At 53.9% G+C, this 23,913-nt stretch carries 29 protein-coding genes and 1 riboswitch; of the genes, 15 read left to right on the forward strand and 14 right to left on the reverse strand.

The genetic code is table 11. The features are described 5' to 3' along the window. Positions 1 to 37: 37 nt before the first annotated feature. The 5 genes from Q9292_RS04280 to Q9292_RS04300 all read left to right on the forward strand — a co-directional run bounded on the left by Q9292_RS04280 (position 38) and on the right by Q9292_RS04300 (position 4,494). The gene (locus Q9292_RS04280) at positions 38 to 1,498 is read left to right on the forward strand and encodes a DegQ family serine endoprotease (protein WP_313985187.1); all 1,461 of its coding nucleotides are present in this window, start codon (positions 38 to 40) and stop codon (positions 1,496 to 1,498) included. Between the two features lie 126 nt (positions 1,499 to 1,624). Beyond that, on the forward strand, positions 1,625 to 2,671 hold the full coding sequence (gene cobT / locus Q9292_RS04285) for a nicotinate-nucleotide--dimethylbenzimidazole phosphoribosyltransferase (RefSeq protein ID WP_194748859.1): 1,047 nt from the start codon (positions 1,625 to 1,627) through the stop codon (positions 2,669 to 2,671). Further along, positions 2,668 to 3,459 (forward strand): adenosylcobinamide-GDP ribazoletransferase, encoded by a 792-nt coding sequence (locus tag Q9292_RS04290; RefSeq protein ID WP_194748858.1) that lies wholly within the window; start codon positions 2,668 to 2,670, stop codon positions 3,457 to 3,459. Before cobT ends, Q9292_RS04290 begins: the two co-directional genes overlap by 4 nt. Continuing rightward, positions 3,456 to 4,037: an alpha-ribazole phosphatase gene (gene cobC / locus Q9292_RS04295; RefSeq protein WP_194748857.1), complete on the forward strand. Its 582-nt coding sequence runs from the start codon at positions 3,456 to 3,458 to the stop codon at positions 4,035 to 4,037. The genes Q9292_RS04290 and cobC overlap by 4 nt, the downstream gene beginning before the upstream one ends. A gap of 211 nt (positions 4,038 to 4,248) precedes the next feature. Then, positions 4,249 to 4,494 (forward strand): DUF2171 domain-containing protein, encoded by a 246-nt coding sequence (locus Q9292_RS04300; RefSeq protein ID WP_194748856.1) that lies wholly within the window; start codon positions 4,249 to 4,251, stop codon positions 4,492 to 4,494. A 105-nt stretch (positions 4,495 to 4,599) separates the two neighbouring features. Here Q9292_RS04300 and Q9292_RS04305 read toward each other — a convergent pair whose 3' ends face one another. Beyond that, a complete protein-coding gene (locus Q9292_RS04305; RefSeq protein WP_194748855.1) occupies positions 4,600 to 4,824 on the reverse strand; it encodes a glycine zipper 2TM domain-containing protein in 225 nt (74 codons plus the stop codon). A gap of 261 nt (positions 4,825 to 5,085) precedes the next feature. Between Q9292_RS04305 and Q9292_RS04310 the strand changes: the two genes are divergently transcribed. The 3 genes from Q9292_RS04310 (at position 5,086) to Q9292_RS04320 (ending at position 7,045) form a co-directional block, all read left to right on the forward strand. Continuing rightward, positions 5,086 to 5,484: a BON domain-containing protein gene (locus Q9292_RS04310; RefSeq protein ID WP_275357758.1), complete on the forward strand. Its 399-nt coding sequence runs from the start codon at positions 5,086 to 5,088 to the stop codon at positions 5,482 to 5,484. Positions 5,485 to 5,655: 171 nt separating this feature from the next. Then, on the forward strand, positions 5,656 to 5,814 hold the full coding sequence (locus Q9292_RS04315; protein ID WP_275357757.1) for a DUF3309 family protein: 159 nt from the start codon (positions 5,656 to 5,658) through the stop codon (positions 5,812 to 5,814). A gap of 76 nt (positions 5,815 to 5,890) precedes the next feature. Then, positions 5,891 to 7,045 carry an OmpA family protein gene (locus Q9292_RS04320; RefSeq protein ID WP_313985200.1) on the forward strand — a complete coding sequence of 385 codons (1,155 nt, stop codon included), beginning with the start codon at positions 5,891 to 5,893 and terminating at the stop codon, positions 7,043 to 7,045. Between the two features lie 125 nt (positions 7,046 to 7,170). On the opposite strand, the gene Q9292_RS04325 is transcribed toward Q9292_RS04320, so the two are convergent. After that, positions 7,171 to 8,580, reverse strand: a complete 1,410-nt coding sequence (locus Q9292_RS04325; protein ID WP_275357754.1) for a PLP-dependent aminotransferase family protein — start codon at positions 8,578 to 8,580, stop codon at positions 7,171 to 7,173. A gap of 105 nt (positions 8,581 to 8,685) precedes the next feature. On the opposite strand from Q9292_RS04325, the gene Q9292_RS04330 reads away from it, so the two are divergent. Both Q9292_RS04330 and Q9292_RS04335 read left to right on the forward strand, forming a co-directional pair. Further along, complete coding sequence (locus Q9292_RS04330) at positions 8,686 to 8,970, forward strand: hypothetical protein (RefSeq protein ID WP_313985206.1); 285 nt, start codon at positions 8,686 to 8,688, stop codon at positions 8,968 to 8,970. Beyond that, positions 8,957 to 9,598 carry an FMN-binding negative transcriptional regulator gene (locus Q9292_RS04335; RefSeq protein ID WP_313985209.1) on the forward strand — a complete coding sequence of 214 codons (642 nt, stop codon included), beginning with the start codon at positions 8,957 to 8,959 and terminating at the stop codon, positions 9,596 to 9,598. The genes Q9292_RS04330 and Q9292_RS04335 overlap by 14 nt, the downstream gene beginning before the upstream one ends. On the opposite strand, the gene cobD is transcribed toward Q9292_RS04335, so the two are convergent. Together cobD and cbiB are read right to left on the reverse strand one after the other, a co-directional pair. Continuing rightward, entirely contained in the window at positions 9,584 to 10,564 is a 981-nt protein-coding gene (cobD, locus tag Q9292_RS04340) for a threonine-phosphate decarboxylase CobD (protein WP_313985212.1), read from the reverse strand. The two genes, Q9292_RS04335 and cobD, sit on opposite strands and share 15 nt — an antisense overlap. Next, a complete protein-coding gene (gene cbiB / locus Q9292_RS04345) occupies positions 10,557 to 11,510 on the reverse strand; it encodes an adenosylcobinamide-phosphate synthase CbiB (RefSeq protein WP_313985215.1) in 954 nt (317 codons plus the stop codon). Before cbiB ends, cobD begins: the two co-directional genes overlap by 8 nt. 2 nt (positions 11,511 to 11,512) lie before the next feature. Here cbiB and Q9292_RS04350 point away from each other — a divergent pair, with 2 nt between their 5' ends. Further along, positions 11,513 to 12,964: a cobyric acid synthase gene (locus Q9292_RS04350; RefSeq protein ID WP_313985797.1), complete on the forward strand. Its 1,452-nt coding sequence runs from the start codon at positions 11,513 to 11,515 to the stop codon at positions 12,962 to 12,964. Here Q9292_RS04350 and Q9292_RS04355 read toward each other — a convergent pair. The 9 genes from Q9292_RS04355 to Q9292_RS04395 form a co-directional block, all read right to left on the reverse strand. Continuing rightward, on the reverse strand, positions 12,961 to 13,179 hold the full coding sequence (locus Q9292_RS04355) for an RNA-binding S4 domain-containing protein (RefSeq protein WP_194748846.1): 219 nt from the start codon (positions 13,177 to 13,179) through the stop codon (positions 12,961 to 12,963). The two genes, Q9292_RS04350 and Q9292_RS04355, sit on opposite strands and share 4 nt — an antisense overlap. Before the next feature lie 33 nt (positions 13,180 to 13,212). Further along, entirely contained in the window at positions 13,213 to 14,028 is an 816-nt protein-coding gene (locus Q9292_RS04360) for a DUF4198 domain-containing protein (protein ID WP_313985220.1), read from the reverse strand. Between the two features lie 14 nt (positions 14,029 to 14,042). Then, a complete protein-coding gene (gene cobU, locus Q9292_RS04365; protein ID WP_313985223.1) occupies positions 14,043 to 14,567 on the reverse strand; it encodes a bifunctional adenosylcobinamide kinase/adenosylcobinamide-phosphate guanylyltransferase in 525 nt (174 codons plus the stop codon). Beyond that, positions 14,564 to 15,367: a cobalamin-binding protein gene (locus Q9292_RS04370; protein WP_313985226.1), complete on the reverse strand. Its 804-nt coding sequence runs from the start codon at positions 15,365 to 15,367 to the stop codon at positions 14,564 to 14,566. Before Q9292_RS04370 ends, cobU begins: the two co-directional genes overlap by 4 nt. Then, on the reverse strand, positions 15,364 to 16,038 hold the full coding sequence (bluB, locus tag Q9292_RS04375) for a 5,6-dimethylbenzimidazole synthase (RefSeq protein ID WP_313985229.1): 675 nt from the start codon (positions 16,036 to 16,038) through the stop codon (positions 15,364 to 15,366). The genes Q9292_RS04370 and bluB overlap by 4 nt, the downstream gene beginning before the upstream one ends. Further along, on the reverse strand, positions 16,035 to 17,336 hold the full coding sequence (locus Q9292_RS04380) for a cobyrinate a,c-diamide synthase (protein ID WP_313985232.1): 1,302 nt from the start codon (positions 17,334 to 17,336) through the stop codon (positions 16,035 to 16,037). The genes bluB and Q9292_RS04380 overlap by 4 nt, the downstream gene beginning before the upstream one ends. After that, positions 17,336 to 17,941: a cob(I)yrinic acid a,c-diamide adenosyltransferase gene (gene cobO, locus Q9292_RS04385; protein WP_194748840.1), complete on the reverse strand. Its 606-nt coding sequence runs from the start codon at positions 17,939 to 17,941 to the stop codon at positions 17,336 to 17,338. The genes Q9292_RS04380 and cobO overlap by 1 nt, the downstream gene beginning before the upstream one ends. A gap of 12 nt (positions 17,942 to 17,953) precedes the next feature. Beyond that, positions 17,954 to 18,523 (reverse strand): hypothetical protein, encoded by a 570-nt coding sequence (locus Q9292_RS04390; RefSeq protein ID WP_194748839.1) that lies wholly within the window; start codon positions 18,521 to 18,523, stop codon positions 17,954 to 17,956. Positions 18,524 to 18,610: 87 nt separating this feature from the next. Further along, entirely contained in the window at positions 18,611 to 20,653 is a 2,043-nt protein-coding gene (locus Q9292_RS04395) for a TonB-dependent receptor domain-containing protein (RefSeq protein WP_313985239.1), read from the reverse strand. Beyond that, positions 20,653 to 20,865, reverse strand: a riboswitch (cobalamin riboswitch). (Overlaps the previous gene by 1 nt.) Positions 20,866 to 20,955: 90 nt before the next feature. On the opposite strand from Q9292_RS04395, the gene Q9292_RS04400 reads away from it, so the two are divergent. Together Q9292_RS04400 and Q9292_RS04405 are read left to right on the forward strand one after the other, a co-directional pair. Continuing rightward, complete coding sequence (locus Q9292_RS04400) at positions 20,956 to 21,192, forward strand: hypothetical protein (RefSeq protein WP_194748837.1); 237 nt, start codon at positions 20,956 to 20,958, stop codon at positions 21,190 to 21,192. A 2-nt stretch (positions 21,193 to 21,194) separates the two neighbouring features. Next, positions 21,195 to 21,497 carry a cell division protein ZapA gene (locus Q9292_RS04405; RefSeq protein WP_194748836.1) on the forward strand — a complete coding sequence of 101 codons (303 nt, stop codon included), beginning with the start codon at positions 21,195 to 21,197 and terminating at the stop codon, positions 21,495 to 21,497. Between the two features lie 283 nt (positions 21,498 to 21,780). On the opposite strand, the gene Q9292_RS04410 is transcribed toward Q9292_RS04405, so the two are convergent. Beyond that, the gene (locus Q9292_RS04410; protein ID WP_275357727.1) at positions 21,781 to 22,140 is read right to left on the reverse strand and encodes a DUF2237 family protein; all 360 of its coding nucleotides are present in this window, start codon (positions 22,138 to 22,140) and stop codon (positions 21,781 to 21,783) included. Between the two features lie 68 nt (positions 22,141 to 22,208). Here Q9292_RS04410 and Q9292_RS04415 point away from each other — a divergent pair, with 68 nt between their 5' ends. Next, on the forward strand, positions 22,209 to 22,673 hold the full coding sequence (locus Q9292_RS04415) for an EVE domain-containing protein (protein ID WP_194748834.1): 465 nt from the start codon (positions 22,209 to 22,211) through the stop codon (positions 22,671 to 22,673). 85 nt (positions 22,674 to 22,758) lie between these two features. After that, positions 22,759 to 23,880, forward strand: a complete 1,122-nt coding sequence (locus tag Q9292_RS04420; RefSeq protein WP_379074392.1) for a sensor domain-containing diguanylate cyclase — start codon at positions 22,759 to 22,761, stop codon at positions 23,878 to 23,880. Positions 23,881 to 23,913: the final 33 nt, after the last annotated feature.

Raw genomic sequence — 23,913 nt, forward strand, 5'->3', positions numbered from 1 at the left:
GACACAACTTGATTGATGCAGAAGAAAGGAAACTGTGATGCAATCGTTCTTACAATCAAAATTGACGCATTGGGTGTCTGTGCCGTTGGCCGTGGCAGCACTGTTTGGTGCTGGCTACTGGATGAAAGGCTACACGCTGGTGAATCATGCGCAGGCGACTGCGCCGGTGTCGGCCAAAACCATGACCGCACCAAGTGCTTATATCACGCTGCCTAATTTTGCCAGTATCGCTTCTACCCAGGGCGCTGCCGTGGTCAATATCAGCGTCAGTGGCACCGTGAAAACCGCCGGGATTCCGGGCATGGATCCTAGTGACCCCATGTTTGAGTTATTCCGCCGTTTTCAGCCCAATATGCCACAAACCGAAACGCCGATGAATGGCCTGGGTTCAGGCTTTATCGTCAAGTCTGATGGCGTGATCCTGACCAATGCCCACGTGGTGGATAAAGCCGATGTGGTGACCGTCAAACTGTCTGACAAGCGTGAGTTCCAAGCCAAGGTGGTCGGCGTGGACAAGCTGACCGATGTGGCGGTGCTGAAAATTGATGCCAAAGATTTGCCGACTGTCCGTATTGGCAGTACCAAGAGCAGCAATGTGGGGGACTGGGTCGTGGCAATAGGCTCGCCCTTCGGCTTTGACAACACGGTGACGGCAGGCATTATCTCGGCCAAATCCCGCGCCTTGCCAGACGAAGGCTATGTACCTTTCCTGCAGACTGACGTGGCCATTAACCCAGGTAACTCTGGCGGGCCGCTCTTCAACCTGAATGGTGAGGTCATTGGCATTAACTCGCAAATTTACAGCCGTAGCGGTGGCTATCAGGGCCTGTCATTTGCGATCCCGATTGATGTGGCCATGGGCATTGAGCAGCAGTTGCTCGAAAAAGGCAAAGTCAGCCGTGGCCGTCTGGGCATTGGTGTGCAAGCCATTAACCAGGATTTGGCTTCTTCATTTGGCTTGCAGGCCCCCAATGGCGCCCTGGTCAGCAATGTCGAGAAAAATGGCCCTGCGGATAAAGCCGGCCTAGAACCTGGCGATGTGATCTTGAAGTTTAATGGTCAGAGCATAGACCGCTCCAGCGACTTGCCGCCCATGGTGGGCAGTATCAAGCCGGGCAGTACGGTCAGCGTTGAAGTCTGGCGCAACAAACAGCTCAAAAAACTGACTGTGCGTATTGATGAAATGCAAACTGCGCAGGCAGACCCTGCTGCCAGCATGGATAGCAAGCAAGCCAGATTAGGGGTGAGTGTGCGCCCGCTCACTTCGCAAGAGCTGGCGCAGACGCAACTTAAGCAGGGCTTGCTGGTGGAAGAGGTGGGCAAAGGTCCTGCCGCCAATGCCGGCATCCAGCCAGGTGACGTCATTCTGGCCGTCAATGGCGATCAGGTGAAAAGCGTCAGCCAGTTGCAGGACAAGTTAACGCAAAACAGCAAGAATGTGGCCCTATTGGTCATGCGTGGGGACAGCAAACTCTATGTTCCCGTTAAAATAGGTTGATTCACGTGTTGCTTCCTTAGCCATTTGCCCCGCAGTTGCGGGGCTTTTTTATTCAGGCAGCGGTGTAGACGCCAAAGCGTTTAACAATTCTGCCAGACTGACCTTTTTGCCCGGTAAAATAACAATATGCAAACATTTCAAATCACCCCCATCGAAGACCAGACCCTGCAAGCCGCGCTGGCCCAGCAGATCAACCAAAAAACCAAACCCTTAGGCGCCCTTGGGCGGCTGGAAGCCCTGGCTATGCAACTGGGGCTGATCCAGCAAACCGTACATCCGGTGTTGCAACAGCCCACCATGCTGGTGTTTGCAGGTGATCATGGCATCGTCGCCGAAGGCGTCAGCCCTTATCCGCAAGCGGTGACGGCGCAAATGGTATTCAACTTTTTAAATGGCGGTGCCGCCATTAATGTGTTTGCGCGCCAGCATGGATTTGAGCTGCATGTGGTGGATAGCGGCGTCAATGCCGTATTCGCCCCGCACCCCAAGTTGATTGATGCCAAGGTGGGCATGGGCACCGCCAGTTTTCTGCATCAGCCGGCGATGACGGCCGAGCAATGCGCACAGGCGATTTACCGCGGCTCGCAAATTGCCAGGGATGCCATTACCCAGGGCTGTAATGTGCTGGCACTGGGCGAGATGGGCATCGGCAATACCTCCAGCGCCAGTTGCCTCATGAGTGTGCTGTGTGGCTTACCCATGCATCAATGTGTGGGGCGTGGCACCGGTGTCAGCGACAAGGGGTTGCAGCACAAACTGGCGGTGCTCACTTCTGCCTTGCAAGCGCATCATGTGCCTGCCAGCGATCCTCTGCATGCATTGGCCGTATTTGGCGGCTTTGAAGTCGCCATGATGGTTGGGGCATTGCTTGCCGCTGCCGAAGCCCGTGTCACCTTGCTCATTGATGGTTTTATTGCCACCTCGGCCTTGCTGGTGGCCGCCAAGCTGTATCCGCAGGTGGTCGACTATTGCGTATTTGCGCATTGTTCCGACGAAAGTGGCCATGGCATCATGCTGGCGCACCTCAAGGCGCAGCCCTTGCTGCATTTGTCCTTGCGTCTGGGCGAAGGCACCGGCGCCGTACTGGCTTATCCCCTGTTGCAGTCTGCGGTTGCCTTTCTCACCGAAATGGCCAGCTTTGAGAGTGCTGGCGTCAGCGAGCAAGTGCAGTGAAATCGCAATGGCGTTCCTTTTTGCTGGCCGTGGGGTTCTTTACGCGTATCCCGGTGCCTGCACTGCCTGACTTTAAAGAAAGTGATCTGAATCAGGCGGCCCGCTATTTCCCGTTGGTCGGCCTGTTGGTGGGCTTACTGGCCGCCATGGTCTGGTGGCTGGCGCATGGGCTCTTCAACCCGGCATTGGCCGTGTTGTGCAGCATGGCTGCCACCATCCTTGCCACAGGCGCCTTTCATGAAGATGGCCTGGCCGACAGTGCGGACGGCTTGGGCGGAGGCATGACGCGCGAGCGCAAGCTGGAGATCATGCATGACTCTCGCCTTGGCAGCTACGGCGCCATTGCGCTGGTGGGCATCTTGCTGTTCAAGTTTGAGGCTTTGTCTGCGCTGGCGCCCGCTATCTTGCCGTTTGCCCTGATTGCCAGCCATGCCCTGAGCAGACTGGCGGCGGTGTATGTGATGGCGACGGCCAACTATGTGCGCACTGCGGGCAAGGCCAAACCGCTAGCCACTACGCTGACCCGGCAGGATATTGTATACGCCAGCGTCTTCGGCCTGCTGTGCTGGCTGGGCTTTGCCCTGATGCTGGGCATCAATCAGTCATTGATGGCTGCCGGACATTTTTTACTGATCACCAGCTTGCCTGTGCTCGTGGTCTGGCAGATGTGGCGGCAAACGATGTTACGACAGATTCAAGGGTATACCGGCGATACGCTGGGTGCGACACAGCAACTGACTGAAGTCGCTTTTTATTTGGGCCTGCTGGCCTGGGAGCGCTTGGCATGAAATTGACGTTGGTGAGACACACCAGTTTACAAATCGCTGAAGGCATCTGTTACGGACAAAGCGATGTCGATGTCTCGGCCAACTTTCATCACGAGTTGGCCAGCGTGCAGCAAAAGCTGCAAGCCGATGCTTTCCACGCCCTCTATACCAGCCCTTTGCAGCGCTGCCACAAACTCGCACTGGGTCTGGCCCACGGCCTGGGGCATGCTGGAGACATTCAGGCCGATGTGCGCCTCAAGGAGCTGCACTTTGGCGAATGGGAGATGCAGGCTTGGAACGATATTCCGCGTGAGCGATTTGATGTCTGGGCCAAAAACTATGCCGAACTTTCGCCGCCACAAGGCGAAACCTTTGCCCAGTTACAGGCGCGCGGTGTGGACTTTTTGCAAGAGATACAAGCCCGCCATGCCGGTGAACATGTGCTGGTAGTCACCCATGGCGGCATGATACGCGCGCTGATTGCGCATGTGCTGAATATGCAACTCAAAGGCTTGTTCCGGTTGCATATCGATTACGCCAGTTTGACCCGCATGGAATTTTTCGGGGACATTCCCAAAATTACGTTTGTGAATCGTTAGTATCAGGCTTGTATCACCTGCAGGCACGCTCTCCATGTGGGTCACCACGCATGCGTCTCTAAAAACCAGTCTGTTCTGCCATTGGCAGGAGGGGAATTCCGCTTCGTCGCTGTCTGACCAAGCGTGGGCTAGCGTACAGTCGGGGCTTAAAAAGGCTGCGACACTCTAAGGCCCTAAACGCAAACACTTGGTACAAGTGGAATGGAGAACAATGAATACAGTCAAAGCAAGTGACATCAAGCCGGATATGTCGGTGGTCTGTTCGCAAAACAATGAGTTTGCCAAGGTCGACCATATGGAAGGTGAGCAAACGATTAAATTAATGAAGGATAAAAGCGGCCAGCACCACTTTATCCCGCTGAGCTGGGTCGTTTCAACAGAAAACAATCAGATTCAGGTAGATCGCTCTGGTGAGCAAGCCATGAAGGATTGGAAAAGCTCGGCATCGGCCAACTAAAGTAGTGTAGCGCATCGTCTTGCATCTCTTGTTGGCATCCGCCGCGGGGGATGTTTTTTTGTGTGGGGCGACAGCGTCCGAGGACGCTGCGGCATAGCTAGCCGCTTATTTTTTGTCTTTGCCAATCTGGTTGCCAATGATGCCGCCAACGGCTGCCCCACCCACCGTACCCAGTGCACCTCCACCCGTCAGCACTGCACCCGCTACACCGCCCACGCCAGCGCCAATCGCTGTACTTTTATCTCGTGTGGTCATGCCACTGCATCCTGTCAGCAATATAAACAGTATGGCAGCCAGCAGCTTGTTGCTTTTGTGATTCATCGTATTCATGTTGAGACCTCTTGAGTCAGGGTTGAGTAAGCGTAGACAAAGAGCTTATCTCCGCATCAACACTTAGTCTGTGCGCTAGCTGTAGATGCAATGGCTGACCATGATTCCGGTGGCTGCCCGCTAAGCGCGCTAACGCACAGACCCCGGGTGCATTCATTCCAATAATGGCAGCAATCAACATGCAGCTTGTGTTTTCAGCATGGCCGGGCAGGCGTGATGCAATCGTCACCTGGCTGCGATTAACAAATTGAGGAGCAGGGAATGAATCGTTTAGCAATCAGGCATATTTTTATCGCCGGGCTGTGTGGTCTGGCCGTGACCGCCTGCAATGACCCCAAGAACGCACAGGATGTGGGTAAGGAGATAGACCAGGCCGTCGAAAGTGCCGAGCAGCGTCTGGGCCAGGCCCAAGACCCACTGGAAAACAAGACGGATGCCGCAAAGGAAGCGCTCTCTGATACGGCTATTACCACTAAGGTTAAAGCTGCGTTTCTGGCCGAGTCCAGTCTTGCCAGCATGGATATTGCGGTCAGCACCCTCAACGGGGTCGTCACTCTGAATGGGGTGGTCACTTCGCTGGCCAGCCGCGATAAGGCCGTGGAGATTGTGCAAGCGATGCCCGAGGTGAGCAAAGTCGATAATCAATTGAAGATACAGTAGTTTTTTAACAGAGACAAAACTCAGGCGCGGAGATGCGCCGGGTTCATATTGAAGATCACTCGAAACCATACAGCGGCAGAGTGCACGCTCACGCATGACCAGATTGATGCCTTGCGTGACAACATCACGCACCAATAAGCGCACTTGCTGACGCTGCCTACGGAGAAGACCATGACCATGATACAGATTTTGATCCTTGTTTTTATATTGATGCTGATTGGTGCTTTGCCGCGCTGGCCGCATAGCCAGAACTGGGGCTATCTGCCCAGCGGCGGGCTGGGGGTGATATTGCTGGTGTTGCTCATCTTGCTGTTGACCGGACGGATTTAATTGACTGACAACATGTCGCCTGGCCAGGCTTGCGCACTGGTTCATGCACCCCATTTTTACTTACTTAAGGCATCGTATGCATCCTGCTGTCATGAATGTTCCGCTTAAAACTATAACTATAGCCACCTTGCTATCCCTGAACATCGGCATGGTACATGCCGGGCAGATGTATCAGGGCGACTGGTATGTGTTACCGGGGGCCAGCAGCCTGCGCACCGATGACCAACTGGATGCCAAACAGCATGGCGGCGGCTTTTTTATCAAGCTGGGCAAGGAGCTCTCGCCTGACTGGGATGTGCAAGGCGGTTTTACTTACAATCGCGTGGCTGAAGATACCGGCATCGCCGGCGTCGGCGGGCATTACAAACAAATCACCCTGGGTGCTGACGTGTTATATCTGTTCAGCCGTCAGGCGCTACGGCCATTTCTACTGATAGGCGGTGGCGTCGCACGTAATAATGTGGATTACAGCAATCTGCCTGGGCTGCATCATGAAATGCGCACCTCCTGGATGGGCAATGCCGGTCTGGGCGCGCAATGGATCATCAGCGATCGCTTTGGCGTACAGGTGGATTGGCGACGGCAATGGTCAAAGTCTGATGCCCATGCACCGGGTACCAGCGTGGATACCTCAGGCACCATTGCTAACGATCTGTTCAATGTCGGTGGTATGTGGCGTTTTGGCGCACCGCCGCCGGCCATTATGGCTGTAAACGACATGCCGCCACCCAATGCCCCGGTCACACGCCCCATGCCACCAGCCACACAATCTGAGCCCAGAACAACTGCGACTCTCCCGGTCGCCGCGCCGCCTCCTGATTGCAAAGCCCAGTTTGAAACAATTACGCTGTCGGCAGAAAAGCTGTTTGATTTTGATAAAGCCCAGATGCGTGAAGGCGCAAAACCATTGCTGGATGACGTGGTGAGCAAGTTAAACGCGCATCCTGAATTTGAGCTGGTGATGGTGACCGGCTACAGCGACCGCATCGGCAAGCAACAATACAATCAGCGGCTTTCTGAACAAAGAGCCAATCAGGTCAAAGACTATCTGGTGCAGGCAGGCGTAGCGTCCGGCCGACTGAAAAGTGTAGGCAAAGGCGAGGCCGATCCCAAAGTCAGCTGTCAGGGCATACATGGAGAGCCACTGATTCTATGTTTGCAACCCAATCGGCGCGTGGTCATCGAAGATCAGGCACAGCACCAGTTGCCTGATCGGCCCGGGTGCTCTTAACGTCGACGCCTACTCTTGGGTCGCTTGTTATACCCCTGAGCGGCAGCAGCGTCACGTTGCCAGCATCGCCACCTGGATGTGTCAGGCGCGATTCCCAAGATCGGTTTTGTAAACCCGTTAAGACGCTAGGCGGTGCTTAATAGCTCAAATACCTTGTCGCCCTCGCAATGCGCCACGTTAAAGCGCAACCACGATGAAGGCTCTTGATAGGGTCTGAACAAGTTGCCAGGGGCCAGCATGACGTTCTGTCTGGTCGCCAGACTGGCGATTTCGGCCGCCTGCCTGCCATGGCCCAGGCTGGCCCAGACGAACATGCCTCCGGCCGGTTCGGTGTAAAGCGTCAGCCCGCATTGCTCCAGCGCCTGAATGACTTGCCCTCTTTTGACTGCCAGGCGGTTGCGTACTTTCTCCATATGCTTGCGATACCTGCCCTCCACCAGGATCTGGTACATCACGCGCTGGTTGATTTCAGAGCTGGTCAGCCCTGTCAGGAGCTTGAGGTCTAGCAGCCTGCGCGCCAATTCTGCCTGGCAGGCGATAAAGCCCACACGCAGGCTGGCAGAAATGGTTTTGGAGTAACTACTGACATAGATGACGCGGTTGAGCTGGTCCAGGGCGGCGAGCCTGACCGCCGTCTGTGGGTGAAAGTCACCATAAATATCATCTTCCACCAGATAAAAACCATATTTTTCTGCCAGCTGTAACAACTGGTGTGCCACCGCCAGGCTGGTGCTGGTGCCGGTCGGGTTATGCAGCACGGTGTTGGTGAAAAACAGCTTGGGCTTGTGTATGTGCAACAGCTGCTCCAGTTGTGCGATATCTGGGCCATGGAGCCCGCGCGGCACGCCAACAATCTGGGCGCCCATGGATTTGAGCAGGCCAAATAAGGTGTAATAGCCGGGATCATCCACCAGCACCACATCGCCCGCTTTGATCATGAGTCTGGCGATCAGGTCCAGCCCATGCGAAGCGCCGTTGGTGATGAGCAGTTGCGAGGCCTCAGCGTGGATACCGATCTCGCCCAGGATTTTTTGGGCGAGCAACTGCCTGAGCGGTAAATAGCCGCTGACGTCGCCATAACTCGTTAAAAAGCCGCCAGACTTTCTGGATAATTCATTCAGACTTTTTTGAATGACTTTTTGATCCAGCCAATCCTTGGGTAGCCAGCCGCAGCCCGGCCGGATCGCCTCTGGCACATCCCTGAAAGTATTATGCAACAGCCACAATACATCATCTGCCCGCTCCAGATAAGACGTATCTGTTACCGCCGTTTGCAAAGGGGTGACGGGAGCCACATAAAAGCCAGAGCCGCGCCGCGACAGCAGGTAGCCCAGCGCGACCAGGCGGTCGTAAGCATCGACCACGGTAAAGCGGCTGACCCCATGTTGCGCGGCAAAATCACGGATAGACGGCAGGCGCGCACCGGTGCGTAGCACCCGCTGAGCGATCTGTTGTTGGATCCCGCTGACAATTTGCTCAACCAGTGGTATCGGTTCAAGCGGGTTAATGGTGATTAGCGGCTGTGTGACTGGCATGGTAGATGGGCCTGTACAGTTTTGTAGATTGATGCATAAAGTGTATATGTAGTGTACTGGTTTTGGCGATTACGATCACGCTATCTTTCATGAAGGAGCGTCATCATGTCTTTGGTTCTGAGCAGTGTGCTGGTGCTGACACTACTGGCTGCATGTGTGATCCCTGCACATCCCTTTCACCAACAAGCGCTATCCCCCAGCCAGCCGCCGGTATGCCTGCAAAACCTGACTCGTCCTTTGGGATGCGACCCTGGTAACCAAACGCGACAGGCGGCTGTGATGGTCAGGGGGCAGGTGTTGTGGGTATCGCCTGTCACCAATCAATCGCAGGTCACAAGTCAGTCACAGGCTAAGGCTCAGTCGCAGGATGAATCAAATGTATCTCCCTAAACATTTTTCTGCACCGAGTGACGAAGCCCTGCTGTCATTGATCCATCGCTATCCTTTTGCGACATTGATTACCTCGTTGCCGACCGGGCTGGAGGTGAACCACCTGCCACTGTCTTTGCAGGCTGGTCGCTTATGCGGGCATTTGGCGCGTGCCAATCCGCTTTGGCAACACTGGCGACAGAATGCGTCAGCGCAAGCCGTGATGGCGGTTTTTCATGGTCCGCATGCGTATGTTTCGCCCTCCTGGTACCACAGCAAAGCGCAGCGCGGAAAAGGGGTGCCCACCTGGAATTACGTGGTGGTCCACGTGCAAGGTCAATTACGGTTGATTGAAGAGGCGGATTGGTTGCGCGAGCATTTGCGGGTGCTGACTGCGCAGCATGAGGCCGAGTTTGAACAGCCGTGGCAGCTTGAAGATGCACCGGCTGACGATATTGAGCGGATGATGCAGGCGACTGTGGGCATCTCGATAGAAATCACGCAACTGACTGGCAAATGGAAGGTGAGCCAGAATCAGCCGCTGGAGAATCAGCAAGGCGTATGGCAGGGCTTGCAGGCAAGTGAGGCGTCGCATGCCAGGGACCTGGCTGCCATTGTGCAGGCGGTGAATGGGTTAAACGGTAAGTGATCCCAGCGCCTGCGCCAACCGCGGCCAGTCGACCTCAGAGGGCAATCCAAACCGCAGCGCTTGTGGCGCAGAAAAATAACGCGTCCACACACCATGTTGGGCCAAAGACTGGTGAAACTGGTGCGCGCCAGGATGTTGTACATATTGAAATAAATCCGTGCCGCCGTAAGGGGGCAGTCCATATTGCGTCAGCAGTTGCGCTAAGTTCGCCGATTGCACAGGCAACTGTGCACGCATCTGTTGCTGCCATGACCGATCCGCCAGGGCCAACTCGGCCAGGTATTGGCTGGGGCCGGCAAGGGTCCAGGGGCCAAGCAGAGCGGCCACTTGCGCCAGGGCCGTAGGCTCCCCCAGTAAAAAGCCGACCCTGAGCCCGGCCAGTCCAAAAAACTTGCCTAGAGAACGCAACACCCATAACCCTGCCTGACCGCTCTGGCTGGCGAGGCTGTGTTGTGGCGTGCTGTCCATAAACGCTTCATCCACCACCAGCCAGCCGCCCCGCCGCGCTAATGCGGCATGCCAGGCAAGCAGCGTCTCAGCGGCGTACTTCTGGCCGGTCGGGTTGTTGGGGTTGCAGACCAGTAACACCTCGCATTGTTGCAACAGGACGTCGTCTGGGGACTGTTCAAAAAAGTGCAGTTGGTGACCGGCTTGTTGCCAGGCATGTGCGTGTTCCTGATACATGGTGCGCGGCATGGCGACGTGGCAAGGCGCGCGCAAACGCGGCAACACTTGCAGGGCCGCTTGTGAGCCCGCACAGGCGAGCACATGCGGTGCGCCGTAATAGGCTTTTGCCATGGCGTGCAAACTGTATGCCGCAGCAGGCAGCCGATGAAACAAGGCGGCAGGCAGTGCGGCGATCGGGTAATGTTGCGGGTTGATGCCGGTCGAGAGATCCAGCCAGTCGGCCAGTGGTCTGCCGTATTGCTGCGCCGCTTGCTGCAGGTTGCCGCCGTGCTCAAGCATAGGCTAACCCTCCAATCAATAGCGCCACCATCAGCCAGCTCAGCATGCCATTGCGCACCAGTTGCAAGGCGCGTGGGATATCCTCTGCAGTAGGGGTCGTGTGGGTGCCCAGACGCGGGCGCTCATGCCATTCGCCATGATAGCGGGCGCGCCCGCCGAGCTGTACATTGAGTGCGCCTGCCCCAGCGGACATGACCGGGCCTGCGTTCGGGCTATCCCATAACGATGCCTGTGATCGCCAGGATTGCCAGGCAAGGCGGGTGTGTCCGAGCAGTGCATAGGTGATGGCTGTGAGGCGGGCCGGAATGTAATTCAATACATCATCCAGCCGTGCGGCGGCCCAGCCAAAATAAAAATAACGTGGCGTTTTATAGCCCCACATGGCGTCCAGCGTATTCACAAGGCGGTAAGCCAGCGCCCCAGGGCCACCCGCGACAAAAAACCAGAACAGGGCGCCGAATACACTATCGTTGCCATTTTCCAACACGGATTCTATGGTTGCGCTGACCGGCTCTATCGCCTCCACATCGCGGCTGACCATATACGAGGTGGCAAGCTGTGCCTGCTTAAATTGCCCGGCCAGCAAGGCCTGATAAACAGCCAGCCCATGCTGGCGCAAGCTGCGCTGACCAATGGCAAAGTACAGGCAATACACATGCAATGCGAGCGCGAGCCAGACGGAGACTTGCATCAGTAATACCAACGCAATCAGCACTGGTAACGCCAGCAGGAGCACACCAACGATACCACTGATATATTGTCTGCCTAACGGTTGCATGGATAAGGGATTCAACCGTTTTTCAAGGGTGGACGCTAACCAGCCAAAACCGACCAATGGATGCCAGCGCCGAGGCTCTCCCAGCCAGGCATCCAGCAGCACCGCGCCACAGGCAAGCCCGGCGAGTGTGAGATAATCAGGGGATGGATAAGCAGGCAGTGAAAACATTAATGGTTCAAGGCACCACGTCGGATGCCGGTAAAAGTACGCTGGTGGCAGGATTGTGCCGCGTATTGTACCGCAGCGGGGTGGCGGTGGCGCCATTCAAGCCGCAAAACATGGCGCTCAATGCGGCGGTGACTGAAGACGGCGGCGAGATTGGCCGTGCGCAAGCGGTGCAGGCCATGGCCTGCGGATTGCCGCCACATACCGATATGAACCCGGTCTTGCTCAAGCCTAACTCGGATACCGGCTGCCAGGTGATCATTCATGGCCGGGTGGTGGGTAACCAGGAAGCGAGTACTTACCATGACTACAAAAAGACCGCCATGCAAGCCGTGCTGCAATCCTACCAGCGCTTGCAGCAGCAATATGGCTGCATCGTGGTAGAAGGGGCGGGCAGCCCGGCTGAAATCAATCTGCGCGCTAACGATATTGCCAATATGGGCTTTGCCGAAGCAGTGAATTGTCCGGTCATTCTGGTGGCTGATATTGATAAGGGTGGTGTATTTGCCCACCTGGTTGGCACGCTGGCGTTGTTATCTGAAAGCGAACAGGCCAGAGTGGTCGGGTTTGTGATTAATAAATTCCGCGGCGATCTTGCTTTGCTGCAACCGGGGCTGGATTGGCTGGAGCAACGCACAGGCAAGCCCGTGATTGGCGTGTTGCCGTATCTGCATGACTTGCATCTGGAAGCCGAAGATGCGGTAGCCACCACAAGCGCACGCAAATCAGACATACAGTTGACCATCGTCGTGCCCGTATTGCCGCATATCGCCAACCATACTGATTTTGATGCCTTGCGTTTGCACCCGCAGGTCGATCTCAGATTTGTGCGGTTGAGTGAAGAGATGCCGGCGGCTGATCTTATCATCCTGCCTGGTAGCAAAAATGTACGCGGTGACCTGGCGGCCTTGCGTGAACATGGCTGGGAGCCCCGGATCGCGCGCCATTTGCGTTACGGTGGCAAAGTGCTGGGCATTTGCGGTGGCTTTCAGATGCTGGGCCAGCAATTGCATGATCCACTAGGGCTGGAGGGCGAGATAGGCCGTAGTGCCGGCTTGGGCTGGCTGGAAATGGAAACCACCCTAGAGGCGCACAAACAGCTCAAGCAGGTGTCAGGTCAGTTGGCGTTTGCCAATGCCCAATTGCAAGGCTATGAAATTCATATGGGCGTCAGTACCGGACGGGCATTAGCACGCCCGGTGCATCTGCTGAGTGGCCAGGCAGAGGGTGCGTTATCCGAAGATGGGCAGGTGGCAGGCAGTTATATCCATGGCCTGTTTGACCATCCTCAAGCTTGCGCTGCCTGGTTACAATGGGCTGGTTTGTCTGAGCAAGTGGCTTACGATTACACGCAATTGCGCGAGCAGAGCCTGGAAAAATTGGCAGACAGTGTGCAGCAGCACTTCAACTGGTCTGCGCTGGCGGCTTATCTGCCGCAAGACTTTAAGCCAGATTAAGCAGCCACGACCTGGATAGTCTGTTCAAACGCCTGCACCACTTGTCCGGCGCGGATTTTGGCGGTTTTTCGGCGTTCAATTTCGCCATCAACCTTGATCAATCCTTCCGCCACCATAGACTTACCCTGACCGCCACTGTCGGCTACCCCTTCGAGTTTGAGCAAGTCACAGAGCGCGATGTATTCGCCTCTCAGTTCAAAAGTCGTCGTTTGCATGGTGTTTCCCTTCAATACCTCAAAGCAGTCATTTTAAGGCTTGTTTGCCGTCTCTGGCGGTAAATTCACTTCCAGCGTCAGCGAAGCGTTCAGGCTTTCCCACAGGTGTTCATTGAGCTGGTGATGCACCGTCACAAACAGGAAGTTCAAGCCGGCTTTTTGTGGTTTGAAGGTAAACTCGCCTTGCTGATTGGCATGGAGGTTGGATGGCCTGACGTTTTCAACATCGTAAAGGTCCTCTATGCGGCGCTTGCTAAAGTGCTCGTTATCGGTAACCACGATAATGCGGGCATTAGGCACCGGCTTGCCATGTTCGAGGACTTGCAAGCTGAGTTCACCCCCTAATTGCACCCCATTGGGCGAGGCCAAGGGGATAATTTCCAGGCCTTTGTTTAAAGGCACAGGTTTGTATTTCTGTTGTCCTTTGAAAATATAAGTGTCGGCATAACTGTAATAGTTCATGGTGGTCGGCTTGCCGCTAACCCGTTTCATGTCGGCCGCAAAATACAGTTTTTTATCCGGCGTCTCTACTGCTTTATAAACAGGCCCTACACGCTGGCCGGTGCTGATGCGGTAAGTGCCTTCTTCTTTTAATTCGGGCTCCAGATACACCGCCGCCTTGGTTTTGGCGATCGGTTTGATGGCAGTCACTTCGCCGGCAGGGGACGTGATGGTGAAGTTAGGCGAGTCCATGGCGAAGTCGGCCTGGAATGGAAACTCGGTAAACGCAGATTCAATGGTTAGCCGATGATGCGTCACATTGAACTGGTTAGGTTTTAAAAAGGGCACATGCGCCTCGGCAGCCAAAGCGGTGACTAAAGCGAGCAGGGCGAGGGACAATCTTTTCATACAGGTCTTTCTTGTTATTTAAGCGTTAATGGCAAGCCTGCGGCAATAAAACTAACGTGGTTTGCAACCGCTGCCACGTGCTGGTTGAGGCGACCTTGTTCATCCTGAAACTGGCGGTTGATTTCACCCAAGGGCACAATGCCCATGCCGACCTCGTTGCTCACTAAAAATACGTGTGCTTGCAATTGCGGCAAGGCCGCCAGCAGTGCCTGTTTTTCCGCCTGCCAGTCCAGCCGTTCAGGTTTGTCGCAGTCCGGGCAGATACATTGCGCAAGCCATAAAGTCAGGCAATCCACAATCAGGCAGGTGTCGGGTGCATCATTTTCCAGCAAGGTCTGGCCTAGGTTAAATGGCGCTTCTACTAAGCCCCAGTAAGGCGGGCGGCGGGTTTTGTGATGCTCCACGCGTTTGGCGAACTCATCGTCGTAGACCTGCGCGGTGGCAATATAAGTGACCGGCAGCTCAAGCACAGAGGCCAGGCGCTCGGCGTAGGCACTTTTGCCACTGCGGGCGCCGCCTAAAATCAAATGGGTGCTCATGTGTCGCTCCTTTGCTGTTGCCAGCGTTGAATAATCGCCTGCAGTTGCGGGAGGCCTTCGCTAAACAGGGCAGGCCCAGGCTGCAAAATATCAACAGATTTGATTTCGTAAACATGCCCGTCACGAATCGCAGGCATGGCTTGCCAGCCTTCGCGTGCTTTGACTTTTTCTGGCTGAAATTTCTTGCCACACCACGAGCCGATGATGATATCCGGTTGTCTGGCCAGCACTTGTTCTGCCGTGACTGTGCGGTCACGTGCGCTATGAAAGGCGCTGAGTTCTGGGAAGCAATCTTCGCCCCCGGCGGCTTCAATCAATTCAGCCGCCCAGCGGATGCTGCACATCATGGGTTCATCCCACTCTTCAAAATAGACCTTGGGTTTGCGCGGCCAATTGGCTGCCTGCTGGCGGGCTGCCCCCAATTGTGCCTGGTAGCGAGCTACTAAATCTTCTGCTTTTTCGCTGGCCCCGACCAGATTACCGACGGTGAGTATCATCTGCAGTGTTTCATTCAGGCTGCGCTGGTTAAACACATGCACCTGGCAACCGGCTTTGATCAGTGAGGCCGCGATATCGGCCTGCAAGTTAGAGAAGCACAGCACCAGATCAGGCTGCAGCGCCAGGATTTTTTCAATATTGGCGCTGGTAAAGGCACTGATCTTGGGTTTTTCTTTGCGGGCGATGGCCGGGCGCGTGGTAAAGCCGGAAATACCGACAATACGGTCCTGCTCACCCAGCAAGTAGAGTACCTCCACCGTTTCGGTGGTCAGGCAGACGATGCGTTGTGGCCAGCGTTTCATGTGTGTGTGCTTTCGTGAGGTTGCCAGCCATTTTCCATCAGCATGTCAGCGAGCGGTTTTTCTGTCGTCCAGCCTTCTTCCACCAGCATGGGCGATTTGTAAAACGTATTCACATAGCCCAAGCATAAAATGGCGACTGGTTTGGCGCCCTCGGGCAGATTCAATAATTGCGCCAGTTGGTGCGGGTCAAACAGGCTGACCCAACCCAAGCCTATGCCTTCGGCACGCGCCGCCAGCCACAAGTTTTGAATCGCACAGCTGACCGAGGCCAGGTCCATTTCTGGCAATGTGCGGCGGCCAAAAATGTGTTTTTCACGCTGGTCGCACAAGGTGGCTACCAGCACTTCGCCACAGTCCAAAATGCCTTCCACCTTGAGGCGCATAAACTCGGCCATGCGCGCCGTGTCTTCAACTTCGCCGATGGCCTGGGCCGTGAGTTTGCGTTCTTCATCGACCAGCGTGTGGATGGCTTTTCGCAGTGCGACATCGCTGATGCGAATAAACCGCCATGGCTGCATCAGGCCGACACTGGGCGCGTGATGGGCAGCTTGCAGTAATTTCTGCAATAACTCGGGGGCGATAGGCGTGGGTAAAAAATGCCGCATATCGCGTCGTTCGGCAATCACTTTGTAAATCGCCGCTTTGTCGGTATCAGGGTAGGCGAAACTCATGACAGAAAAAATTGGGCGGCCAAGGCCGGATTGGATGGGAAGTAAAAGTGCAGAAAGCTGGCAGTGATGGATTGGTGCCGATAGACTGGCTCGCCAGCGCCATATTTACCTTTGCCTTGCGCAATGACCGCCAAGTTGGTCTCAAAGCGGGCATAGTGAAAAGTGTGCGCGCCAATCGTCGCCGCGTCATCGCCAGTTGCGCTGTTGTCAGCCGCTGAAAAGGTTGCATGCTGCGTCCCCAGGCCTTGCAATTTGGGCTGAAGCGCGGCGCTGCCGGGCAACAGACCGAAGGCGGGTTGTCCATTTAGTGTTTCACCCAGTGCGAGCATGCCGCCACATTCAGCCAATATGGGTTTGCCTGATTCGGCGGCTGCGCGTAAGCCTTCACGCATGCTGTGGTTGTGGTGCAGTCGCTCCAGATGCAATTCCGGGTAGCCACCCGGCAGCCAGTAAGCATCCGCAGCCGGTAATTGCGTATCGTGCAAGGGTGAAAAAAATGCAATCTGTGCGCCCAGTGTCTGTAGCAGATCCAGATTGGCCTGATAGGTAAAACAGAAAGCAGCATCTTTAGCCACGGCAATGGTTTTGCCTTGCAATAATGGTGTTATCGCCTGCTGTTCGGGTGCGGCAAACTGCACGCTCGGCGGCAATGGCATGTCTTGCCCCAGCAGTTGCGCAGCGGCTTCTATGCGCTGGTCTATGTCCGTGATTTCCTGAGCAAGATGCAAGCCCAGATGGCGCTCTGGCAAGCTCAGTTGCGTGTCATATTTCATGGCACCCAGCCAGGGGATGTCCGTGGGGAGTGCTTCTTTAATCATATTGGCATGACCCTCGCTGCCGACCTGGTTGGCAATCACTCCGGCGCGCTGCAGGGCGGGCCGAAAGCCATACAAACCATAGGCAACCGCGGCACAGGTCTGTGCCATGGCTTTGGCATTAAGCACCAGTGCGACAGGGATGCCAAAGCGCTCGGCAATATCGGCGCATGAAGGCTTGCCATCATATAGCCCCATCACCCCTTCGAGCAGAATCACGTCATTGTCTTGGGCGGCCTTGTGCAGCAGCCGTTGTGCATCGGCTTCACCACACATGCCAAGGTCCAGGTTATACACTGGCTTGCCAGTTGCCACTTGCAGAATCATGCCGTCGATAAAGTCCGGCCCGCATTTGAACGCCTGCACGCGTAAGCCGCGGTTGCGGTACACGCGCGCCAATGCCGCGGTAGCCATGGTTTTGCCTTGCCCAGACGCCGGGGCCGCCATTAACATGGCTCGGCAGCTTGCCGCCGTTGCTTGCATTACAGATCTATCCCGGCCTGGGCCTTGATGCCTGCACGCCAGGCATGCTTGACATCCATCAGTTCAGACACCGTATCGGCAGCGTTTCTCAATGCCTCGGAAGCGCCGCGGCCAGTGATGACCACATGTTGCATGGGTGGGCGTTTGGCGATGGCATCCAACACCATTTGTTCATCGAGGTAGCCATATTTGAAGGTGTAGGTGAGCTCATCCAGCACCACCAGCTGAATGGCCGGGTCTTGCAGCATCCCGGCCACAATCTGCCAGCCACGCATGGCGGTTTCGGTGTCGCGTTGGCGGTCTTGTGTGTTCCAGGTAAAGCCTTCGCCCAGCACATGCCAGGTGACAGCAGGATGCTGGCGAAAAAAGGCTTCTTCGCCCGTATCTGAACGGCCTTTGATGAATTGGGCGACACCAACACGCATGCCGTGGCCCAGCGAGCGGGCCACCATGCCAAAGGCAGAAGAGCTTTTGCCTTTGCCGTTGCCTGTGAGGATGAGTAGCAGGCCCTTTTCTTGGTTGGCCTGCTCGATTTTTTCGTCAATGACCGCTTTTTTGCGGATCATGCGCGCCTTGTGGCGACTGTCGCGATCATTGGTTTCCATGGTGCGGAATACTTAAGCGTTTTCGCGCACGGAGCGCTTGGCCAGGCCAAATGCCACATGTGCAATCACTGCAACCACAACCCAAAATGCAATCGCTTCAATTTGTTTCGGGAAGTATTTGACCAGACGCGCGCCAAACTCAACCAGGGTCGGTTCGGCGTAGCGGCCACCAAAGAAGTAAAACCCACCGCTGGAAAACAGCTCAGCAAGCACAGATCCCACCAATACCGCCCCTGTCAGCTTGAACAGGCTGCTTAATTGCCAGGTGGTGTTCGACGCAGTCCAACGGCCAGCCAGCCACATGCTGCCATAAGCCGGCAACAAAAAGCCATAAGCAGGGGTCACGCAGAAATTACTCACACCGCCCCAGGTGATGGCTGCCATATCCAGCGCAGCACACAATCCCAGCAAGGCCACAAACACCAGCGTTGAGCGCAGGTAATAACCCGCGATAAAAAACGCTGCATAAGAAGCGCTCGGTAAAAAATCAATCGAAGCAAAATGATGACCACGCGTGATAATGACCATCAAGGCAATGAGAAAGCCAATTGCCAGAGACTGAGTTGAAAGGTTACGTGGCATGCCAACGACTCCAAAATTAAGGTTAATTATAAGACGTGGATTTTAGCCCAATTCGCACGGGCTTGGGCAAAATCCCCCGTTCCCGGTTTACTTCATATCGTAATTCAGGCTGATAAAGACGTTGGTACCCATGGTGTTGTAATCAGGCGCGTTGGGGGAAAACGAGCTCTTGGTGGTTGCCAATACATAATCTTTATTCAAAAGGTTGTTTGCCCGCGCGAGAAGTTTCCAGTGGGAAGCTAACTGATAGCCAAGCGAAGCGTTTAATAAAGTGTAGCCCCCTAATCTGAAATTATTTTCCGCGTCGTTGTAACGAGCTGATGATGCTGAGAGTTCGGTGCTAGCATTCCAATTGCCTGATTTATATAGCAACTGCAAATTGCCATAGCGCTGACTTCTTCTTGGCAGCAGTTTATTTGTATCATCGCTTCTTGGGGACTGAATAGTGAGGTTTCCAGCGAGTTGCCATTCATCGTCCAGCATGGCACCTCCCTCGATGGTTAGTCCTTGAATAACAACTTTACCGGCATTGACGGGGCAGAATCCTGTAAAGGAACATCCTGAGGTTGCAGGCCCAACGTTCTGAATCAGGTCGCGAATGTGATTCTCAAATACAGTCATTTTGGCCTGTATGGCGGTGTTTTGGTACCGCAGGCTCGTTTCAAAGTTATCAGACTTTTCTGGTTTGAGCGTTGGATCACCAAAGCTAGGGAAATACAATTGGTTAAATGTAGGTGCTCTAAACGCAGAACCATATTGAGCAGTGACTTTCCATTCTGGCGAAAATGTATAACCATAACCAAAACCGCCCGTAACGTAGTTGCCATATTGACTGTTATGGTCTTCACGCACTGACATCTGGGTGCTGTGTGCAGCACGGTTTCCCACAAAGCTCACAAGAAAGCCGTCATCATTTCTTGTTCTGCTAATGCTTGGAATGCCATTTGACAAAGTATCTACATCTTGTTCGAGTCTATCGTAGGCAAATGTTAAGGTCCCAACAGCTAGGGAGTAATCGTGTTGCCATGTGATCTGAGTCTGCTTTGAGTCGAATTTACTATTACTGGTAGCGCTATTCAGGCTAAACGAGCGCTCGCGACCGATTCCATATTTTAAGGTACTGTTCCAATGTTCAGTAAGTTGATTTTTGAGCGTTGCGCCATAGGCCTGCTGATTGGTTGTAGAGTAGTTGTTATATGCATTGTCAAAATCATTCCGTCCATCAGATTCCATGAAGTTGACGCCCAGGCTGTGTCCCTCTCTGAACTCTAAGTCGGCATAGGCACTTCCACTCAAGTTACGATAGCCGTCCCGATCGCGATCAATGGCTTGAGGTGGGTGTTTCTTGGCAGATATGCCGCGTGTGTCATAGCTGTTTATTTGCCCCCCAAATTGCAAGGCACGATAGCGGCTGCCAAACCCTGCGCTACCTGTGTAGGTATCATAGCTACCTGCGCCTACGCTACCAAAAAATCTTGTTTGATCGGTTTTCCCCCGCCGAGTAAATATCTGAATAACTCCGCCAATGGCATCTGCGCCATACAGGCTGGAAGCTGGGCCACGAAGAATTTCTATTCTATCTATCAACGCAAGCGGCAGGTTTTCAATCGCAGTCGTACCCAATGTTGCCGAATTAATGCGCAAGCCATCCACTAAAATCACAACCTGTTCCGCATTGGTGCCACGTAAAAATACATTGCTTGCGGTTCCCATGCCTCCATTGGTGGAAATTTGTAAACCCGGTTGCAGTCTGAGCAAGTCAGGAAGTGAACTGCCTTTTAAACGATCAATTTCATCGTGAGTAATGACAGTAACATCTCCAGTAGCTGTTTTAGTCGAAACGGGAACCCTGGCTGCCGTTACAGTAACTTCATCCAAAGACAGTGAAGCAATTTCACTACTACTATTTGAAAAGACTTCTTGCGCTTGAGTAAGCGTAGGAGAAAGGGCGATGAGTCCCAAAATGATTTTTTTATTCATGATTGTTTCCGATAATGCATGCGACCCCGCATGCAAAAAGTAAAAAGGAAACGCAAGGTAGACAGGCTCAACATCAAAGACATTGATGGAGACATTTAATAGCTTGAGAATGTCATTCGTTTTGAAACCGTCACCCCGCGGTATTTCCATGCTTATTTAAGTTATAAGGCCGGTCTCCGGGCTGGCAAGTTTTGGTCTATCGCCTTCCCAAGTTTTTACTCAGTGGCGTATGGATAGACCCGCACTTGCTTACCGTTGCGGGGGCAGCACAGGCATTGCGAACGAGGTTCGCGCACCTGTTTCCCAGTTTCACCCTTGTCTGCAAGAACGCAGACGCAGGCACCTGACAACTGTTCGGCATTCTAGTCTAAAGCACTGACTTTGACCAGTTGCATGGTGTCTTGCGAGGGGCTTCAAATTCTTAATTTACTTTGAAAAAATGCGCTTAGCTATTGACCACACTCGTTTTTTTAAAAGATAATGGGCTGATGGATGCCGATTTGAAAAGTCTTGAAGAGCGTGTGACGAAGCTGATTGCTTTGTGCAGCCAGCTGCGTGACGAAAACGTGGAGTTACGTCAGGAGGTCACGCGTTTGCATCAGGAGTCACAATCTCTAAAGCTGAACATGACGCAAGCCAGTGTACAGCTGGAGCGGTTGTTGTCGGCATTGCCTGAGGAAGGTCGTTAGTCATGGCCAAGCAGCCGATTGATATCGAGATCATGGGTCGCGCGTTTAGCGTGACCTGTACCGACGAAGAGCGCGACAGTTTATTGCAGGCGGTGGGTTACCTTGATGGTAAAATGCGCGAAATTCGTGATGTGGGCAAGATGGTGAGTGTGGAGCGGATTGCGATCATGGCCGCGCTGAACATTACCCATGAGTTGTTGAATACGCGTAGCGGCGGGGTTGATGTGGGCGATGTGAAAAAGCGCATTTCTACCATGCAGCAGCAGATCGATGATGTTTTGTCCGGCCAGCACAAATTATTGTAATCCGCTTCATTTCACAAAATTTTAACCGTCATTAGTATTAAATGACGTATCATAAATGTGGTGTGCTAAGGCGTTGCCTGAGTCCAAAATTCCTTGAACTAGTCTTTGTTATAGGTTTCGGCTCATCAGGTGCGGTGCGATCGCACTAAGTTGGGCGGTCTTTTAAGACGCCCTTGGCGTGCGAACCTAATGTACCTTAGGCTGTTACCACCTGAACTTTTTTGGTTCAGGATTAGCGGCTCAGGTAACCCCTTAGCACATCCCCTCTCGCACCTTTGTCTTGTTATCTCAAGGCGTGGTATTTCAGGTCCGCCAGGCTAATGATTTCCAGGCAGTTTTCGTGGCAAGACTCCAGAATCACTGGCGGCGCGTAACCGGCTTCACTGGCTTCCAGCCATCTTCTCGCACACAGGCACCACCGATCACCAGCCTTGAGCCCGGGAAATGCATAGTCTGGTCTGGGGGTGGACAAGTCATTGCCTTGCGCTTGCGAAAACGCCAGAAACTCATCTGTCATTTCTGCGCAGACGGTATGTTTACCTAAATCTTCCGGGTGGTGACTGCAACAACCATCACGCATAAAGCCTGTGACTGGTTGCATACTGCAAGGGATCAGAAGGGTGCCTAAAACGTTTTTTGTCATGATTTTCAACTGTGCTCTAACTTGGTTTATGATACTGGCATTTAGATGTGTAAAGAAGGTTTTCAGGCATGGCGCGTTACTGGTTAATGAAATCCGAACCCTCGGATGTCTCCATTGATGATTTGGCGGGATTCCCCAATCAAACTGTAGACTGGTATGGGATACGCAATTATCAGGCGCGCAACTTCATGCGTGACCAGATGAAGGTGGGCGATGGCGTGTTGTTTTATCACTCCAATTGTGCTGAGCCTGGCATCGTCGGCATTTGCGAGGTCAGCACCTTGGCCTATCCCGACCGTTTTCAGTTTGTGCAAGGGCACAAGTATTTTGATCCCAAGTCTACACCGGAAAGTCCACGCTGGGTGAACGTAGATGTCAAGCTCGTGCGCAAAACGCGATTGCTGAGTTTGAAAGAGATGCGGGAAACGCCTGCCCTGGCCACCATGCGTGTCTTGCAAAAAGGGAACCGCTTGTCGATTACCCCGGTCGATCCCAAAGAGTGGGCGTTTATCACGGCCCTGCTCAGCACTTAACCTTCTCTTTGGCGACTTTGGTGGCGTACATGATATGAGTATCAGGCGTAGAAAAGCAGTCTTGTATATCCTTGTCGCCGGTTTTATGATCGTTCTGATCGGTGTGCTGCTATTCCTCTGGATTTATTTTTCCAGTATGCGGGAGATGCACCAGACCACTCGCAATTTCTATGAGCAGTCTTTTACGGTTTCCAACGCTGCGCAGGCGCTGGAGTCTCAGCTGCATCAGATCCGAAGCGATTTGCTCTATGCCACGCTGATTCAGGCGGACAGCGTGCATTTGATCAATACCGTGGCTGCGATTAAGGGGCATGAGGCCGCTGCCCAACAAAAAATCGCCAGCATAGAACGTAATTATTCGGGAGATCGTGCGCCATTACCGCTGCTCAAACAGAATATTCAAGCGCTGGACGAAATGACAGCCTCGGTAATCAAGCAATTGGCTGAGGGACAGTATACCGAAGCAAGCACCCTGATTGAGACGGCCTGGAATGCGCGCTTTGCCAAGGTGGCAAAGCTCAACGAAGCCATACTCGCGCATGCGGACTTGCGCGCCAACGAGTATGTGGCCGAGAGTGAAAAGCGCATGGAGCGGCACACCCATCAAGGCATCACTTACGCAGCGCTGCTGGTGACCCTGTTTTTGCTGGTAGGCCTCTTTGTTGGGGGCCGCATATACCATTTGCATCTTGAAGCAGACAAATTTGCCTTTACTGACTTTTTAACCGGGATCGCCAACCGGCGGCACTTCATTCATGAGTTGGAGTCAGAAATCAGGCGCTATCAGCGTTATGGCTCCTCGTTTTCATTCGCCATGGTGGACATCGATTTTTTTAAAAAGATTAATGACCAATATGGACATCATGCTGGCGACCTGGTTTTGCAGAACTTCTGCCTGCGCTGCGTGAGTGCCTTGCGTACCAGCGACATGGTTGGGCGTCTGGGGGGCGAAGAGTTTGGCATTCTGATGCCGATGACGGATCTGCATGAAGCGGCACATGTGATTGAGCGCTTGCGCTCGGAAATTGATCACAGTGTGATGAGCGAGCAAGGAGAGCAAATTCACTACACGGCCTCTTTTGGGCTGGTGTCTACCGCGCAATTGGGGACGCAGGATGGCTTGACGCAGCTGATGAAAATGGCAGATTTTGCTTTGTACACGGCCAAGCAGCAGGGCCGTAACCGCGTCTATATTGCCAATCATTAACGATAGCAATCATTATTGCGACGGGAATTTTCT

This window comes from Methylophilus sp. VKM B-3414 (assembly GCF_032248435.1).
In the GTDB taxonomy this organism is placed as follows: Bacteria; Pseudomonadota; Gammaproteobacteria; order Burkholderiales; family Methylophilaceae; genus Methylophilus; species Methylophilus glucosoxydans.